The organism is Globicatella sp. HMSC072A10 (genome assembly GCF_001811625.1).
Lineage (GTDB): Bacteria > Bacillota > Bacilli > Lactobacillales > Aerococcaceae > Globicatella > Globicatella sanguinis.
The window spans coordinates 3,690-22,520 of sequence record NZ_KV805739.1 but is presented as its reverse complement, the minus strand read 5'-3'; the positions used below and the strand labels follow the sequence as shown (position 1 = coordinate 22,520).

At 35.9% G+C, this 18,831-nt stretch carries 13 protein-coding genes and 2 pseudogenes; 3 read left to right on the top strand and 12 right to left on the bottom strand.

Translation table 11 applies throughout. The features are described 5' to 3' along the window. Positions 1-321 (bottom strand): annotated as a pseudogene (locus HMPREF2811_RS11420) (M3 family oligoendopeptidase); the annotation flags it as partial. A gap of 136 nt (positions 322-457) precedes the next feature. Here HMPREF2811_RS11420 and uvrC point away from each other — a divergent pair. Together uvrC and HMPREF2811_RS06650 are read left to right on the top strand one after the other, a co-directional pair. Further along, positions 458-2,449: an excinuclease ABC subunit UvrC gene (gene uvrC / locus HMPREF2811_RS06655; protein WP_084802028.1), complete on the top strand. Its 1,992-nt coding sequence runs from the start codon at positions 458-460 to the stop codon at positions 2,447-2,449. A 532-nt stretch (positions 2,450-2,981) separates the two neighbouring features. Next, positions 2,982-4,022, top strand: coding sequence for a threonine aldolase family protein (locus tag HMPREF2811_RS06650; RefSeq protein ID WP_071408660.1), 1,041 nt, complete (start codon positions 2,982-2,984; stop codon positions 4,020-4,022). A gap of 279 nt (positions 4,023-4,301) precedes the next feature. Here HMPREF2811_RS06650 and HMPREF2811_RS06645 read toward each other — a convergent pair whose 3' ends face one another. From HMPREF2811_RS06645 to HMPREF2811_RS06615, 7 genes are all read right to left on the bottom strand, one after another. Continuing rightward, a complete protein-coding gene (locus tag HMPREF2811_RS06645) occupies positions 4,302-5,039 on the bottom strand; it encodes an amino acid ABC transporter ATP-binding protein (protein WP_066126686.1) in 738 nt (245 codons plus the stop codon). 3 nt (positions 5,040-5,042) lie between these two features. Next, positions 5,043-6,620 carry an ABC transporter substrate-binding protein/permease gene (locus tag HMPREF2811_RS06640; RefSeq protein WP_071408659.1) on the bottom strand — a complete coding sequence of 526 codons (1,578 nt, stop codon included), beginning with the start codon at positions 6,618-6,620 and terminating at the stop codon, positions 5,043-5,045. Between the two features lie 98 nt (positions 6,621-6,718). Further along, positions 6,719-7,705: an aromatic acid exporter family protein gene (locus tag HMPREF2811_RS06635; RefSeq protein WP_071408658.1), complete on the bottom strand. Its 987-nt coding sequence runs from the start codon at positions 7,703-7,705 to the stop codon at positions 6,719-6,721. Positions 7,706-7,891: 186 nt separating this feature from the next. Next, positions 7,892-9,232 (bottom strand): MATE family efflux transporter, encoded by a 1,341-nt coding sequence (locus HMPREF2811_RS06630; protein ID WP_071408657.1) that lies wholly within the window; start codon positions 9,230-9,232, stop codon positions 7,892-7,894. A gap of 449 nt (positions 9,233-9,681) precedes the next feature. Then, entirely contained in the window at positions 9,682-11,211 is a 1,530-nt protein-coding gene (locus HMPREF2811_RS06625; RefSeq protein WP_071408656.1) for a helicase HerA-like domain-containing protein, read from the bottom strand. Positions 11,212-11,412: 201 nt separating this feature from the next. Beyond that, positions 11,413-11,847 (bottom strand): gamma-glutamylcyclotransferase family protein, encoded by a 435-nt coding sequence (locus HMPREF2811_RS06620; protein ID WP_210386557.1) that lies wholly within the window; start codon positions 11,845-11,847, stop codon positions 11,413-11,415. Next, the gene (locus tag HMPREF2811_RS06615; protein WP_071408654.1) at positions 11,840-12,526 is read right to left on the bottom strand and encodes a YggS family pyridoxal phosphate-dependent enzyme; all 687 of its coding nucleotides are present in this window, start codon (positions 12,524-12,526) and stop codon (positions 11,840-11,842) included. The genes HMPREF2811_RS06620 and HMPREF2811_RS06615 overlap by 8 nt, the downstream gene beginning before the upstream one ends. A 163-nt stretch (positions 12,527-12,689) precedes the next feature. Here HMPREF2811_RS06615 and HMPREF2811_RS06610 point away from each other — a divergent pair, with 163 nt between their 5' ends. Then, on the top strand, positions 12,690-13,151 hold the full coding sequence (locus tag HMPREF2811_RS06610) for a hypothetical protein (protein WP_071408653.1): 462 nt from the start codon (positions 12,690-12,692) through the stop codon (positions 13,149-13,151). Between the two features lie 149 nt (positions 13,152-13,300). Here HMPREF2811_RS06610 and HMPREF2811_RS06605 read toward each other — a convergent pair whose 3' ends face one another. From HMPREF2811_RS06605 to HMPREF2811_RS06590, 4 genes and pseudogenes are all read right to left on the bottom strand, one after another. Further along, positions 13,301-14,440 carry a mannitol-1-phosphate 5-dehydrogenase gene (locus HMPREF2811_RS06605; protein ID WP_071408652.1) on the bottom strand — a complete coding sequence of 380 codons (1,140 nt, stop codon included), beginning with the start codon at positions 14,438-14,440 and terminating at the stop codon, positions 13,301-13,303. Further along, positions 14,440-14,874, bottom strand: coding sequence for a PTS mannitol transporter subunit IIA (locus HMPREF2811_RS06600; RefSeq protein WP_071408670.1), 435 nt, complete (start codon positions 14,872-14,874; stop codon positions 14,440-14,442). The genes HMPREF2811_RS06605 and HMPREF2811_RS06600 overlap by 1 nt, the downstream gene beginning before the upstream one ends. Positions 14,875-14,878: 4 nt before the next feature. Continuing rightward, positions 14,879-16,969, bottom strand: a complete 2,091-nt coding sequence (locus tag HMPREF2811_RS06595; RefSeq protein ID WP_071408651.1) for a BglG family transcription antiterminator — start codon at positions 16,967-16,969, stop codon at positions 14,879-14,881. 39 nt (positions 16,970-17,008) lie between these two features. Next, positions 17,009-18,415 (bottom strand): annotated as a pseudogene (locus tag HMPREF2811_RS06590) (PTS mannitol transporter subunit IICB); the annotation flags it as partial. Between the last annotated feature and the right edge of the window lie 416 nt (positions 18,416-18,831).

The following is an 18,831-nucleotide window of genomic DNA, read 5'->3' as shown; positions in this document are numbered from 1 at the left end:
TTTCTCTTTTAAATCATCTAAAAATTTTGATTCAAAAATCACACGATAAAAATCATTGACCCATTCACTAATTACGGGCATATTTTCATCCCAAAAACTAGTTTCTGCTTCATAAAACTCATCACGTGTATCAATGGAATTACGAATGAGGGCTAAGTTATATTGGGTATCAATCGTGTTTTGAATTTTTTGAATCCCACGCACGGCCTCATACGCCGCTTCAGCTGTCTCACTGTCTTTTAAAGCAGTAACAAGTTGCATAAACTCTGTTTTTACTTGGTCCAAATTAGGACGCTCATATGGATAGTCATTAAATTTCATTGTATCCCTCTCTTCTCAAGATAATAGTACAATTATAGCATATTCTAGTGAAAATCGGGTAAGATTTAAACAATCAATTAGCGCTTTAAAGGGGGATAGAGTATAATAGATAAGTGCAAGAAAGGAGTTGACGATCTTGAGTGAACAAGAATTAAGTGCGAAAGAAATTCGTGATCGCATTGAACAAAAATTATCTTTACTGCCTGACCTGCCTGGTTGTTATCTAATGAAAGATAAAAATGACCAAATCATCTATGTCGGGAAAGCTAAAAACTTAAAAAATCGAGTTCGTTCTTATTTTAGAGGCGCTCATGATACGAAAACAACTAAATTAGTAGCCGATATTCACCACTTTGAGACCATCGTCACGAATAGTAATAAAGAAGCGCTACTACTTGAAATCAATCTGATTCAAAAGTATCAACCTATTTATAATATTAAATTGAAAGAAGGGACGATGTATCCCTATCTCAAAATTACCAATGAGCGTCACCCGCAATTAATTCTAACCAATATTGTAGGTAAAGATGGTGCTACTTACTTTGGTCCATTTCCTAATGTGGGGGCGGCCACAAGCACTCAACAACTTTTACACAAAGTTTATCCCTTACGTCGCTGTGGTAAAAATGAAAAACGAGCTTGCTTCTATTATCATTTAGGACAATGTATTGGCCCTTGTGATCATGAAGTGTCCAGAGAAGAATACGCAGCCCAAATCAATAAAATTAAACAGTTTTTTAATGGCAATGTGAATGATATTAAACAAGACTTAAAAGTTAAAATGGCTGAAGCAGCTGAAAAATTAGAATTTGAAGTGGCAGCAGATTACCGCGACCAATTAAAATATATTGAGACCACAATCGAACGTCAAACGGTGATGAGTCAAGACTATGATAATATGGATGTCTTTGGCTATACCTTAGATAAGGGATGGTTATCGGTTCAAGTTTTTATGTTAAGACAAGGTTCTATTTTAAAACGAGAAGCCGCTATTTTTCCAAGTTATGCTGAACCAGAAGAAGAAGTGACGACCTTCATCGCCCGTTTCTACAAAGAACAGTCTCAAATGAAACCACGCGCTGTATTAGTTCCAAGTGATATTGACAAAGAATTACTTGAAGAAGTATTAGAAATGCCCGTATCGACGCCATTGAGAGGCAAAAAACGTAGCATGTTAGAGTTATGTGAGAAAAACAGTAAAATTGCCTTAGATGAAAAATTCCGCTTAATTGAAATGCGAGAATTAAAAACCACCAAAGCAGTTGAAGATTTAGCTCAATTATTAAAGATTCCACAAGCTTATAAAATCGAAGCCTTTGACCATTCAAACATTTTAGGTACCAATGCGGTGAGTGGTATGGTTGTCTATACCGATGGTAAACCCGATCGCAAACAATATCGCAAATACAAAATTAAAACCGTTGAAGGTAGTAATGAATTTGCTTCGACACAAGAAGTCATTCGACGCCGTTACACCAGACTCTTAAAAGAAAATGCTCCCCTACCCGATTTAGTGTTAATGGATGGAGGCAAAATTCAAATTAGGGCTGCTCGTGACGTCATTGAAAACGAACTGGGCCTAGCGATTCCCGTTGCCGGTATGGTCAAAGATGATCATCATAAAACAGCAGCGATAATGGATGGCTACACGGAAGAAGTATTGGATGTTGATCCTAGAAGTCAAGTGTTTCATTTTATTCAACGCGTTCAAGAAGAAGTTCACCGCTACGCCATTAGTTATCATCGACAAGTTCGTAGTAAAAGCCAAATCGCTTCTCAACTACAACAAATTGAAGGTGTCGGTCCTGCGACCCGCACTAAACTTTTAAAACATTTTAAATCACTAGATAAAGTTAAGCTGGCGAGTTTAGAAGAAATTCGTTCATTAGGAATTCCTAGTAAAACAGCCGAACGCATTGTCTTAACGTTAAATCCTAATGAAGCCAACAAAGCTGTTGAAATTAATGAGGCGAACGAAGCGATGAATGTCAACGAAGCGATTGAAACCAAAGAAACAATTGAAGCTGCTACAGTCAACGAAGTGATTGAAACTAAAGAAGCGATTGAAGCTGCTACAGTCAACGAAGCGATTGAAGCTAAAGAAGCGAACGATAACGCGACTAAGTAAAGGTCTTAAAATTGGGAGTGGGCCAGAAGTAGAAAATCGATTAATTTTCGCTTCGCCTGTCCACCCCCGCACAGTAAGTAGGCCTCAAACAAGTCTTTATGACGCAGGTTGGGGCTACTCAACCACTGCGTTTTTAAACTTCGAGCAATGACTTGACTGGATTTTTCAAGCTTGTTCTCAGCTACGTTAAGACGTAGGTTGAGGCCACTCAACCACTGCGATCTTCATTATCGTGCTATAAGTTGACTGAATTTTTCAAGATTATTCCCAGCTACTTTAAGACGCAGTTTGACACCACTCAACCACTGCGCTTTTCATTAACGAATAAAAACCTGACTAAATTTATCAGGTGTATACCCAGCCTCAATTAATTATCTGGAAACTCAGATTAAATAACATTTTGGCTATGACGAAACTGTAAATTTGCAATTACGAAAGTAAAGAAAATAGAAATAAATGATAAAGAAAAAAACTAGTATTTACAAAAAATACTTGATATAATAACACCAAATTTAAGGAATGAGGGATATAATTGTTATATTTTCAAAGTGATTATATATTAGGAGCACATCCAACAGTATTAGAGGCATTAGTCAAAACTAATCTCGAACCATTAGCTGGATATGGGACAGATCCCTACACTGAATCAGCTAGCCAGAAAATTAAACAAGCCTGTCAATTAGAAGAAGCGGAAGTTTATTTACTCACAGGTGGTACACAAACTAACAAAATTGTCATTGATACCATGTTAATGCCATATGAGGGTGTGATTGCCGCTGATACTGGTCATATTGCCGTGCATGAAGCCGGGGCCATTGAACATTCTGGACATAAAGTCTTAACTGTCCCTCAATATGAAGGTAAATTAAATGCAAAAGACGTTCGCCAATTAATTGAGTTTTTCTATGCCGATGGTAACCAAGAACACATGGTTTATCCTGGAATGCTGTATATTTCACATCCAACGGAATACGGAACTTTATATTCAAAAGCAGAATTAGAAGAGCTTTCGGCTCTATGTAAAGAATTTGACATTCCACTATTTGTCGATGGGGCTCGCTTGGCTTATGGTTTAGCTTCAAATGAGACCGACGTTGACTTGGCTACTCTAGCAAAACTAGTCGATGTCTTTTATATCGGTGGTACCAAAGTCGGCGCTTTAGCCGGTGAAGCCGTTGTTTTCACAAAAAATAATATGCCAAAACGTTTTAATACTCGCGTTAAACAATTTGGTGCGATGCTTGCTAAAGGTCGTTTGCTAAGTATTCAATTTGATACACTCTTCACGAATGATTTATACTTAAAATTAGGAGAACATGCTATCGATATGGCGGAGCAATTAAAAGTCATTTTACGAGAAAAAAATTATCCATTTTACTTAGCTTCGCCAACTAATCAACAATTCGTTGTTGTTACTAAAGATCATTATGAAAAAATTGCTGAAATTGTAACGACTGGTTTTTGGGAAACCCTTGATGAAAATCATATCGTCATTCGATTTGCGACTAGTTGGTCAACGACTCAAGAGGATATTGATCAATTAAAAGAATTCTTACCTCATTACGAACTGTAATAAAAATAAATAATACTGCCCTATTTGTTCAACAGCTTTATAAGCTAATTGAATCATTATAGGACAGTATTTTTTTATTCCAACAAATAGCGATGAATATTTAAAAAAGCTAAATCTAAACTCTCACATATAAAAACCGACAGTCCTTGGGAGGAGAACTGTCGGTAAATGTTGTGTATATCTCAAGTGACAATTAATTGTTATTGGAGAGAGATGAGGATGTCACTTGATATTATTAATATAGCCCCTGAACTTAAAATGTAGTTAAAACTTCCGAGCTTAATGACGTAAATATCTCTCTAAAAATTGTTTTGTTCTTTCTTCTTTTGGATTGGTGAATAATTCTTCTGGATGAGCGACTTCGGCAATCACGCCAGAATCCATAAAGACGACTCGGTCACTCACTTCACGAGCGAATTCCATCTCATGGGTGACGATAATCATCGTTAAGCCAGTATGAGCTAATTCTTGCATCACACGCAAAACTTCGCCTACCATCTCGGGGTCTAATGCCGATGTCGGTTCATCAAACAATAAAACATCCGGTTGCATCGTTAATGCTCTAGCAATCGCTACCCTTTGTTTTTGTCCACCTGACAATTGACTTGGACGCGCATTGATAAAACTATCCATCCCTACCTGTTTTAAAAACTCTTTGGCACGTTTTTCTACCTCAGCAGGATGCTCCTTTAATACTTTTAAAGGTCCTACCGTACAGTTTTCTAATACATTTAAGTTATTAAATAAGTTAAATGATTGAAAGACCATTCCAAAATGCGTACGATACGCGTTCACATCATATTTAGGTCCTAAAACATTTTCATCACGATAAATGATTTCGCCACCACTTGGTTCTTCCAGTAAATTTAAGCAGCGTAATAAAGTCGACTTGCCAGAACCAGATGAACCGATGATGGTCACTACTTCCCCTTTTTCAACTTCAAAATGGATGTCTTTTAAGACTTCACGTTCACCAAAGGATTTACTTAAATGATTCACTTTTAAAATTGCTGTCATTTGCTATTCTCCTTTTAATGTTTTTACTTGCTCTTGATTACCACCAACTAAGACAAACTCTTTTGGTCCATCCATTTTATTTTCAATCGCACGCAAAATGGCCGTGATGGTGACTGTTAAGACAAAATAAATAATGGCCGTAATGACGAATGTTTCGAAATATCGGAAACTATTACCAGCAATGGTACTTGAAGTGAAATACAATTCATTGACTGAAATAACGTTCAAGACTGACGTATCCTTGACGTTAATCACAAATTCATTCCCTACTGATGGTAAAATATTACGAATAACTTGTGGCATGACGACTTCCTTCATCGTTTGCCAATGGCTCATCCCAATTGCTCGTGCGGCTTCAAATTGTCCTTTATCTATCGACAAAATACCACCACGCACGACTTCGGAAATATAAGCCCCCGTATTGATTGAAACAATAAAGAAGGCAGCACTAAGTGGTGTTAAATTCCAATTCCATAAAATAGATGTTCCATAATAGACAACCATCGCTTGCACAATCATTGGTGTTCCACGGAAAATACTAATATACGCATTTAAGAACCCATTAGCAAATTTTAATAAACCATTTTGTAGTTTAGTTTTAGCTTTAGGAATCGTACGCACAATCCCGACTAATAATCCAATTAATAAACCTATAATAGTACCTGTTAAAGAAATAACCAACGTATTAATGGTACCACGTAAGTATGCTGGCCAGTTTGCTTTAAAGATATTCCAAACATTACCAAAGAAGTCAGATTCACCAGTGGATGGTTGTTCCTTAATCGCTTGGTTCATAATTTCTGCACGTTCTTCTGAGGAAATATCAGCTAAGACTTCATTAACTTGTGTTAATAATTCTTCCCGACCCTTTTTAACCCCAATGCCAATTTGCACATCTTCTGCTGAAACTTCAAATGAAGGATCTGGCACCACATAGGTAAATTGAGAAATAGCATCAGTGGCTGAAATAGCCTCAGGTATTTCAGATACATAGGCATCTATTTTACCAGATTGTAAAGCCACCCGCATCGCAGAGAAACTCTTCATCGCTTGATCTACCGTTGCATTCGGAATTTGACTTAATAAATCATAATGTAAAGTCCCTAATTGTCCTGTCACCACAGCCCCACCAAAATCGTCGATTGATTTTGCTTGTGCATAAGGTGAGTCTTTCTTGGTTACCATTGCGAATTGCACATCATAATAAGAGTCTGAGAAATCAATCACTTCTTTTCGATCAGGTGTAGGAGACATCCCAGCAATAATCAAATCAATTTTTTCGGATTGAATCGCTGGTAATAAACCTTCCCATTCAGTTTTAACGATAATGATTTCACGGTCTAATGCTTCACCAATTTTACGCGCGATTTGCACATCATAACCATTGGCGTAATCTTGTGAATCTTGAATACGAACGGCATCATTACTATTATTTGATTGGGTCCAGTTATAGGGAGGATACCCTGCCTCCATCCCCACTAATAAGGGTGGATTAGTGGAAGTAATAGTTTCTTCCTGTCTACAAGCGACTAAAAATATCGATATAATTAACAATAGAATCGCTCTAAATTTTTTTAACATCTTTCTACCTCTTCTCTATGTACCTAAAGAATTATAACAAGCATACTCTAAATAATCAATTTAATATTAATCTTTATTAACAAAAAACTTATTAAATTTTAATCTCTTGCGGAGTTTATCGCTATATTACCTTGATTCATTTGATAAAACTCATATTTTACTTCTAAGAAACGGTTAAATTCAATTAAGAAGGCATAAATCATCGCTCGTGCCTCAAATTCCGCTCTTGATTGAGGTAATTGTGATTGACGAGAATAACGATATAAATCGGCCACGCCTTCAATTAACTCTATTACTGTATTTTGCTCATCATAATGTTCGGCTGTTATCGCCAGTAATTGTGATAATTTAAACCCTTGATCCACTGCTAAAGGAATATTCGGCAACATCTCAATTAATCCGCGTAAAATATTTAATTGCGTTTTACGCATTGTTAAATAATCAATGTGATAACTATTTTTTTGGAAAATTTGATTATTATATTCAAGTAAAGCTAATTGTTGGGCTTGTTCCAAATAAACTTCTAATTCTTTACTTCTTCTTTGAATGGCTGTAACGTCACATTGAACCATCTTTAAACTGACTGCCATCCCTTTAATAATTCCCTTCATTTCATGATCAACATTTAGTTTCATTTGATTTAACTTCGTCATCTGAGACGGCATCCATACATTCAGTAATAATGACATTCCGGTGCCAATAATCATTAACAGCCCGCCATTAATCATCCATTCAATCCCCACACTTTTAGCAACAATAAAATGTGTCACTAACACGGATACCGGTGCAATCCCTGCTTGAAAACCAAAGGTGTAACAAATTGGAATAAAAAAGAGTAAGTATAGACCAAATACCCAGACACTGTAGCCCAAAAAACTAAATAATACCCATGCAATTGCGAAAGCTATCATACTTGCTGAAAGTCGCGAAATCGCAATCTTTAATGTATCGGTCCGTGTATCCAATAAACTCAGTATCGCAATAATACCAGCAGCATAACTATTTTCCAATTGTAACCATTGGGCAAGAATAACGGCAAAAATCGTTGCTACGACAATCTTTAACGTACGTTCCCCTAATTTCATATTTTCGACTCCTCTAAAAAAACAGATAATCATAGTATAACAAATTTTCATGATTACTTTTGGTTTTTTATGAAAATGTATTAAATAATTACGAAAACCTCCATCATTGGCTAAAATCTGACGGAGGTTACGTTTCTTTATATATTTAGATAAAACTGTCTCGGATAATTAGGCAAAACGATAGCATTAGATGGCTTTCATTAAATCGAGATGATCTTTACGTTTTAAGTAAGTGTACATCAAAGGAACAGCTGAACCAATCCAAGCTAGTGGACTAGATAATGCTAAACCAGTAAAACCAATTAAATCCCCTAGAATAAAGGCAGCTGCGACACGCATTACTAACTCCATAAAGCCAGCAAAGGTCGGGATTCTACTATCTCCCAATCCTTGTAAAGTATAACGGTAAATAAACAATAAACTTAAGACCCAATATAAAGGACCATTCACTTTAAAGTAAGTATCACCATAAGCTATTATTTGTGAAAGATCATCACCTTTAACAAAGAAAGCGACAAAATCTTTTCCGAACACAAACAATACTGCCCCTAAAATAATCGCCACGATGACAGATAATATCGCTACTGAGCGCACACCATCACGTATCCGATCAAATTTTTTCGCACCAAAGTTTTGACCGACATAAGTAGCCATCGAAACGCCAAATGACATTAAAATTAAGATTACGACTTGGTCAATCTTACCCGCTGCTGCAAAACTTGCTACTGCCTCAGCACCTAATATATTTAAAGCCATTGAAACAGCAATCGTTCCTAAAGCGATAATTGATGACTGAAAGGCCATTGGTAAAGCAATTTGAATATGATACCATAATTCTTCCTTCTTAATCCCAACATTGACTCTTAAACGCAGGATGGGCATGCTACGTTGAATCGCCCATAAACATAATAATACCGAGACGAATTGAGAGGTCACCGTTGCAATCGCCGTTCCCTCTACACCTAAACCAAAATAAATGATAAAGACATAATCCAGAATAATATTAATAATCGCTGCAACAATTAAAAAGTACAAAGGCGTGCGACTATTCCCTAAGGAACGCATCATATTATTTAACATATTGTAGAAGACAGTAATAATCATAAAGCCGAATACAATCATTAAATAATCATAAGTATGTTCAATAATATTACTTGGTGTATTCATAAATTCCAATAAGGGTCTTAAAACAACTAAACTGATGAGCGTTAAAACTACTGATACCGCAACAGACAGTACCCAATTCAAGAACACACTGCGTTGCAATTTATGATAGTCTCTAGCACCATACGCTTGCGCAACCGGAATGGACAACCCCGCTGCAAACCCTTGGGTAAAACCTAAAATAAGAAATGACACACTACCCGCTGCTCCTATTCCAGCCAGTGCTTCAACTCCCATAGTTCGACCAACGATAAAAGTATCGGCCATATTATATAATAACTGAAAGACATTCCCAATAATTAATGGAATGGAAAATAAAATAACTTTTGAAAGTGGATTGCCACTGGTCATATCATTTTTCATTTGTTTACCCCTTTCTCTTTTCAACTCTGTGTAGTATACCGATGTTTTAATTTAATTACAATGGAATATTGCAAATTATTTCAAGGAAAATTTTGTGTTTTCATGTATTCATAGCTAAAGCGATTATCATTTCATTTACTATTATCATTTAAAATGCACCCTATTAGACCGTTAAAAACGACCTAATAAGGCGCAATAAATTGTTTTTTGTGACTTGCCAAACATTTTATAAATTCAATCAATTTATGACGAGTTAATTTAAATCGCAAGTGCTTGAGTGGTCTCAAACGACGTCTTTCGACATGTTTGTGGCCTACCCAACTGTGCGCTGGGGAACAGACAAAGCAAAATCTGATCATTCTCTATTGCTTGCCAATGCCCAACTGTGCGCGGAGTGGGCAGACGAAGTGAAAATTCCTGCGTTATTTTACTGCTTGCCCATACCACCATTATTTATTTTTTAAGATACCAGTTAAACCACGTGATATTGCTCGTCCTAATTCACGACCCACTGAACTCATTAAATTTTTGGTTAAACGATCCATTGGTGAATCACTACGACGATAACTACTATTAGGTTTAGCAACCTGCTTTTTAGCGGCTTGAGCTTGTTCTTTATTCACACGTTCTTGTTCTTTTTTCAAACGTTCCATTTCTTTTTCATTGGCTACCCGTTCTGCTTCAGCTAATAAAGCTTGTTCTTTGGCTGCTATTTGGGCATTAATCATTTCATGCGCACTTTCGCGATCAATTGGTGTTTCATATTTAGGCATTAACTCTGAATTGTTTAATAGGCTAGCTAAGACCGAATGATCAATTGTCCCTAAATGACTTTTAGGTGGCCAAATCGTCACGATATCCGCTACTTTAGGTGTACCATCTTGATCTAAAGTTGAGACAACTGCTTGACCTACTTTTAGCTCTTGGATTGCACGAGCCATATCGACCGTTTCTGTTTGACGGAAACTATCAGCAACAGCTGCTACTGTCTTTAACTCTTTTGGCGTAAATGCTCGTAGCCCATGTTGAATTCTATTGCCTAATTGAGCAGCCACTCGATCTGGGATATCCAATGGATTTTGGGTGACAAAAAAGACCGCTACTCCTTTTGAACGAATTAAGCGAACCACTAACTCTATTTTTTCTAATAAAACTTCCGGTGTCTTATTAAACATTAAATGCGCTTCATCAAAGAAAAAGACCAATTTGGGTTTATCTACATCACCCACTTCTGGTAATGTTTCATAAAGATTTGCTAAAACTGCTAATAAAACTGTCGCATATAAAGTAGGCTGTTGGCTCAATGCTACAGCATTTAACACATTAATAATCCCGCGTCCTTGACTATCTACGCGCATTAAATCTTCTAGTTCTAAGGCAGGCTCACCAAAAAAAGCGCCTGCTCCTTGTTGTTCCAATACCACAATGGAACGTAAAATAGCCCCTACTGACGAAGAAGCGATATTACCATAGTGTTTACTTAATTCACTCGCGTTTTCCAAAACATAGTTTAACATTGCCCGTAAGTCCATCAAGTCAATTAATAATAAACCTTGTGCATCCGAAACGGCAAAAACAATATTCAGTATACCTGTTTGAATCTCATTCAAACCTAAAATACGAGCTAATAAAACCGGTCCTATTTCAGAGATTGTCATCCGTAATGGTATCCCCTGTTTTGATAGAGCATCCCATAATTCCACACTATACTCAGCCGTTTCATAATGATTGTAATGAGTAGTGGCTAACCGTTCGGGATCAACCTCACCATTCCCCGCTTGGGCAAGGCTCATTAAATCTCCTTTAATATCAGCTAAAAAGACTGGTATACCTGCTTCACTTAATTGCTCAGTAATAACCTTTAACGTAACCGTTTTTCCAGTACCCGTTGCACCCGCAATAATACCATGACGATTTAATAATTTTAAGTTAAGTGTAGCTGGCTCTTTACCGTAACCAAATTGAATTGTCTCCACCATTGTGCGCACGCTCCTTCAACTATGATAAATATATCGTACCATAATTAAGGCGAATTAAATATATAAATATCTTGTCGGCTAGAAAAATATTCAGCTAGTCATAATAAAAACCTTTCGCCGATGTAGTGAGTTAAAAAGTTAGCTTAAAACCCAACTTTTGTCGTTTCACCTCACTCTATTTTAGGCAAAAGGTTTAATTAATTATGATTTTATAACATTCTGACTTTCTTTAAGTGCCGTTTCCAAAATTGTTTTATCGAAATCAAATTTATCATAAGCTGCTGCGATAATATTGTAATATTCATCGGAAGGCAGACCTAAGCCATATTGTTCAACCATATAATAATACATGACCACTTGACCGTTTAATTCAATTTCAGCCTTTTCATAAAAATTAGGATAATCTTCGTATCGATCTAAACTCGCTTCATCAGACTGCGAAATTTCCCATAATAAAACGGGAACTTGACGCGTGTCATCTTTTTGGATAGTAGCATAGGAACGATTAGGCGCCCCTGTAAAAGCCAAGCGAAATCCAGGTAAAACCGTCACCTCTAACAATTTTGCTTCAGGACAACGATGAGCCATTTGTTCGACGCACATATTACTACCATATGCTAAATAAATTTTACTCATCATACACCCCTTCATAAAATGCTGTGCCTACCCTAACAAAAGTAGCGCCTTCTTCGACTGCAATCTCATAATCTTGAGACATTCCCATACTTAATTCCGTACACGGAGCATGTAGCCATCCCATTTTTTCGACTTGGGTTTGTAATTGTTTTAATTCACCAAAATACTGACGTAATGCCGCTTCAGTGGCATTAATCGGTGCCATCGTCATTAACCCTACGACACGGATATGATGATAATCGGCAATACTCTCAATCCATTCAACTACTTCTTCAGGTTTAAAGCCACTTTTAGAAGCTTCCCCACTAACGTTTACTTGCACAAAGCAATTGACGACAGATTGCGCACGTTTTTGAATTTCTTTGGCCAATGAAGGACGGTCTAAAGAATGTAAATAATCGATCTCGTTAATGACATCTTTAACCTGTCTTGTCTGTAAATTACCAATATAATGCCATACTGCCTTATCTAAATGTGTTAATTGACGATATTTTTCCACAAAAACATTCGGACGATTCTCACCAAAATGATGAATCCCATTTTCATATAAAGCTTCCATCATTTCAGTCCCTACTGTTTTTGTAACCGCCACTAATGTAGCCACTTGACCTAAATTTTTATGACTATTAATGACGCGTTCAATCATATGCTGATTTTGCCTTAATTGTTCCAAATTCATCTAGTTCCCACCCTATCACTATTAAAAAAAATTTAGTTCGTTTATTCTATCACTTATCACAGTATACCATATTATTCAGCGTAAATAATGTGTAAAACGTTTTCTAAATAAAGTAATTTAAGATATAATAGAATTAGTAAAACTTATTGGAAGGAAGGATTCTATGACTCAGACAGTTTATACAAATTATTGGGTTAATCGTCGTGATAAATTAAAAAAAGAACACGGCAGTTATCCAACTGAAGAACAAGCGATTAAAGGCATTGAAACTTGGTGGGAAATCCATAAAGAAAAGTACAAAGATGTCAAACATGTCCGTACCAACACTGGCGCTTTAGAAATTTATTATGGTGATGATAACTATTATTATCGTATTGAACAACGCCAAGTATCAGGTAGTCTGCCATCGCTTAAGTATAAACTAAAAACTGATGGCGAAATCAATTCACTTCGCAAACAAAATAACTTACGAGACGATTTATATTTATTCGATGAATTAGCTGAACCCTATCGTGATCGACTGATTGTCACGATGGCTGATGTCCAAAAAGTACGCGACTTCGTTTACACTGAAAAAGGTGCACCGATTATTAAATTAACTGAAATCAAACAAATGCCACGCTAATCTTGTCATTAGCTAAAAATATCCAAAGCAAAGTATAATCCAATAAAGCCTCCTTCACTCTCTTTTGAGAATGAGGGAGGCTTTAATAATTTTGTGCTTTTAAAATGAGGCTGAGAACTTTAAACTAAACAAACCGATAAGCAGCAAAATTAATCAACATATGCCTTCACAATGCGATCAATAATCGTTTGATTTTGTAATTGGGTCACTTCTTTAATAACTTCTTCTACCGATTTTTCTTTTAACATCGCTTGTAGTTGTACTGCTTGTTCATCAGCAGGGTCATTATATTTTAAGATTTGAACAACTGTATCAATTAAACCATCAATGGCTAAACCACGTTCATCCGCTTGACGAATTGGGTTAATAAAGCGTTCATTGTAACCTAATTTACGAATAGGTGTCCGACCAACTCGTGTCACTTCATCTTTTAAAGCTGGATTTTTAAAGCGTTCTAATGTCGTTTCGATATAAGCTTGATGTTCATCGGCATTAAATTGCCATTTTTCAATTAATAATTGTCCCGTTTCAGATAAAGTCTTACGAACTTTTTGATAAATCTCTTCATTCGCTAAGGCATGATCAATGGTATCAAAACCATTCGCAAAACCGAAATAAGCAGTGGTTGCATGACCTGTATTAACAGTGTACAATTTACGTTCAATATAAGGTTCTAAATCATCCACATACTTAACACCATCTAAACGAACATTTGGTTGTTTCATCATTGACTCACTAATGACCAATTCTTTATATAATTCAACTGTTACATCTAAAATATTTTCATTCGTTTGGTTTGGTACGATGCGATCAACCGCTGCATCAGGGAAACCAATATATTGATCTGCATAGGCTTTTCCTTCTTCTGATAGTTCGCCATAAACCTTTTCTTTTAAGAATGTAGAACCACCAATCATATTTTCACAAGCGACCATATCTAACGCTTCGGTAACACCCTTTTGTTGGCGTAATTCGATACCCTTAGCCATTAATGGTGCAATATAAGGTAAAATGTTAGGACCAATCGCAGTTGTAACTAGGTTAGTTGACGCAATCGCCTCAACGACAGCTTCAGGATTTGAACCATTATTAATGCCTTTAAATCCTGTTACAGTAACATTTTGTGACTCATCATCACAAATTGTAATTTGATAACTATCTTCAGCATTTAAAGCATCGATAACTGCTTCATTAATATCTACAAAAATCATGTCATAGCCATTTTTATAGAGCACTTCCCCAATAAAACCACGGCCGATATTACCTGCTCCAAAATGTACTGCATTCATTATAATTCTACTCCCTCTAATACGGCATTAATTTCATCGACATTCGATGCATTAATAATTTGTTCCGCGACTTCAATTTCTGAAAAGGCAATCGCAACAGTTGACAACACTTCTAAATGGTCGTCCCCTTTACCTGCAATTCCAATAATTACTTTGGCTGGTTTATCACCATTACCAAATTCAACTCCTGCTGGTACTTGAACTAATGAGATACCAGAATTTAAAATGTGTTTTTTTGCTTCATCCGTTCCATGAGGGATTGCTAAAAAATTCCCCATATAAGTTGAAACCAATTTTTCTCTTTCTAACATTGCATCCACATATTCTGGTGACACAAATCCGGCTTTAACTAATAATTCTCCTGCTAAGCGAATTGCTTCTTCCTTCGTTGCTACCGACTGGTTTAATAATACTGTTTCATTTGTTAATTTCATCATGTTAATATTCCTCCAATTTTATTAATTCTCGCATATAATCGATGTAAATCGTATTTAAATAGTGACGAATCATTTCCTCTGACCCTTCATCGAAGACTTTTAAATTAAAGACGGATTCTACAATCGAACTACTCAAGTAACCTAAAATCTTTTGATCTTCAGGACTTAAAGGTTCAGGACCTATCATTAACAATATACGGCTCACTTGCATTGGTTGGCGGTTCATACTCATCATTTCCAGCGATTGTTTTAAATCAAACACTGAAAAATAGGGTTTAGTAACCGCAGCATCCACCGTATGGAACAAAGCCATTCGCGTATTAGGCAAGCCAATTGGCCCTTTATCTAGGCGCACAACGAGCTTGTTAACTATTCGTTCCAATTGAACCAATGATAATGCTCTTGGAAGGCTCGAAATCACTTTACGAATCGTTGCTTCCATCTCAGCATCATTATCAATTGTCTCCAGTTTAAATTGTTCAATTAATTCTTTAATAATGTCGATATGAGTCGAAATCTCATTGAAATCAATGATAGCTTCTGGTGATTTTGTAGGATAATCTGTCTCAGAAAGTTGAATGCGAAGCTGCTCAATTTTCTTCTTGATTACTTCAATTTCATCTTCCATTAATAGTGGTGAAACGACAGTATAATCGGCATCAAAACTATCTAAGAAGATGGTAGATAAAAAAATATCAAAACTTTCAATGGGCATCCGATTTAATTGAGACGATTTACATAATGTAATATTTTGAATCGACGGTATATACCGTTTTAATCGACTCTCTAATATTTTAGCGGTCCCTATCCCACCTGAACAAACGATTAGAACATTTAAACGGTCTAATTTCATTTCTCGCTCATACACCGAGGCAAAATGAATCACCACATACATCACTTCTACTTGACTAAATTGAATCGGCGCAAAAATGATTGCTAAATGCTTTTCAATCAATTTCGAAAGTACAGGATAAGCATTGCGAACTTTTTCCAATAATGAGTCCGCTTCTGATAACTTCGCTAACTGTTTTCGTGATAAGGCTGCCGATAAATGAGCCAATAGGTTTTTCGATAAATTATCATCATTCGTAAAATTCACTTGAAATTCGGATGACACTTCTCGAATTAAACGCTGAACTTTATAGCTTAACTCAATATCATATTCCTCTGAAAATACAATTTTAAAAGGAAAATTGATCCCTTCTATATGAATTGCTAGAAAATCGATTTCGAACTTAGAAATGGACTGTACCACCTTCATATTATCTAACACATCGAATAAATAAGTCGCCAGTTTGATACTACTATCGCGCACATGCGAGTATTCAGCTGGTGAAATATCCTCATTGGTAATTTGATGACCTTGATTTAATCGCATAATCGTAATCGTTAGAAAAATCGTCAAGCCACGAAGCTGTGCATCCGACACATCATCAAATGAATAATATTGATTATGGCGTATCGCCTGATAAGCACTATGTAACGCATTAGGATCCAATAATTGTAAAAAACGGTGATTCGTTTGTTCGAACTTATGTAATTTTAAATGCTGTTCTTTCGTAAACAAACTAAAGAAATCATATTCATTTAGCTCATTTGAAATAATGGTTGAAACGATCAATCGAATATCTGTCTCTTTACCGATAATGTCAATTTGAGAATTTTTTCGTCGAATTAATTGAATTTTGTATTCTTCAAATAAATCTTCTATCGCCTCTAAATCTGCTTGAACGGTACTCGTACTAACTTTAAAATACTCTGCAATATTTTTTACTTTTAATTGATCTTTTTGAATCAATAATAAAATACTTAATAGCGTTTGTCTTTCGGCAGTGGTTAGTTCCACTTCTGTTTGTTCTACTTCTTGTCTCAATTTTACAAATGCTTCAGGGGATCCTTGTAAAAAAAATCCCTCCGAATCATTCAATATGCTTATCTGGAAAGCTTCTAAACTCTCACTTAATTTATTAATTTCACGATAGATTGTTCGCGTCGATACATCTAACTTTTCACTTAAATAATTAATCGACAAAGGAGAGGCATTTAATAACCATAAATCTAGTAGTTGTTTCTCACGTCTAGAAAATAACATTATTGCCCCTCCTTTTTTTTATTGGTTTAATTATTATTTCAATTGGTCAATAATTTCCGCATATTTTGGACTACTTAAGAAATTATCAACAGATACATGCACTGAACTCGGTGCCATTCCTTTAGCACGTTCAGTTAATTCTTCTTGCGTAATGATTAATGTACGTGAATTATCTTTTAAGCTATTGATTGGACTATTTGATACCGCAATATCAATTCCAGCATCTTTTACTTTCTTTCTTAATAATGAAGCACCCATTGCTGATGAACCCATACCCGCGTCACAAGCAAAAATGATGTTGTCAATATTGGCACGGTTGATTTCTTTTGTTGCAACTGCATTCACTGCTGAAGTAGGCGCTGATGTTTGACCCTTTGAAGCACTTTTAGCTGCTTGAACTTGTTGTTGAGCTGCTTCTAAATCAACTTCGACACCCTTATCCATTTTTAAAACAATCGCTGCTACAATAAATGATACCACAGTTGCTACTAAGATACCTAATAAGACATTAAGATGTTGTCCTTCTGGAGCCATCCCTAAAATAGCGATAACAGAACCTGGTGAAGCTGGTGCACGTAAACCAGAACCTAATAATACGTTAGTAAAAGTACCAGCAACCCCACCTGCAATAACAGCTAAAATCATTAAAGGTTTCATTAAAACATATGGGAAGTAAATTTCATGAATACCACCTAAGAAGTGAATAATCATAGCTCCCCATGATGAAGATTTCGCTGAACCTTTTCCTAATAAAGCAAAGGCTAATAATACTCCTAAACCAGGACCAGGGTTCGTTTCTAATAAGTAAAGAACTGATCTACCCATCTCAGAAGCTTGTTGAGTCCCAATTGGAGTTAAAATACCATGGTTCAACGCATTATTCATAAATAAAATCTTTGCTGGTTCAATTAAGATATTGGTTAATGGTAATAAATTAGCTTTCATTAAAATATCTACCCCAGCTGCCATAAAGTTATTGATACCTTCAACAACAGGTCCGATAATATTTAATGAGAAAATTGCTAAAATGAAACCTATAATACCACTTGAGAAGTTGTTGATTAACATTTCAAATCCAGTTGGAATTTTGTCACCAAAAGCTTCATCAAATTTTTTGATAGCATAACCACCTAATGGACCTAACATCATGGCACCTAATAGCATTGGAATACCTGATCCAACAATGGCCCCCATGGTCGCAACTGTCCCTACGACACCTCCACGGAACCCATGAACCATTTCCCCACCTTTAAATGCAATCAATAGGGGAATTAAGTAGTTTATCATTGGACCTACTAATTCGGCAATGTGTTCATTTGGAAAATAGCCATCTGGAATAAATAACGCTGTAATAATACCCCAAGCAATTAATGCTCCGATGTTTGGCATAACCATACCACTTAGGTAAGAACCTAATTTTTGAATTGTTGATTGTGATGATTTCATCAAAATCGCTCCTCTCTTTTTTCTGTACCTTAAGTATATGGCAAAGATAGTGCTTTCACAATGGTTCAACAATGCATACTTTGTCAGAATATTGGTCATTATTTTTGACAGAATTGAATAAATTTGAGCGTTTTCATTGATTGAATCTGATTTTTTGTCAAAATAACTACTTTTTGAGAGATTGTTTGTCACTGAACGAGGAAAGTTGATTAGTTGATGATAAATAAATACCGTAAGCTAATTTGTTCGTCCCTTAGATAAATAAAATAAGAGCTACTAAGAATGTAATAAACCGTTTGGTTTTCATTCCCAGTTGCTCCATAATTTAATGTTTTTACTAAAAGTACATGGTGATTATAAATAACAGTAAAATTTTACCTTTAGAGGGAGTAGACCAGAAGTAGAAAATCGAATGA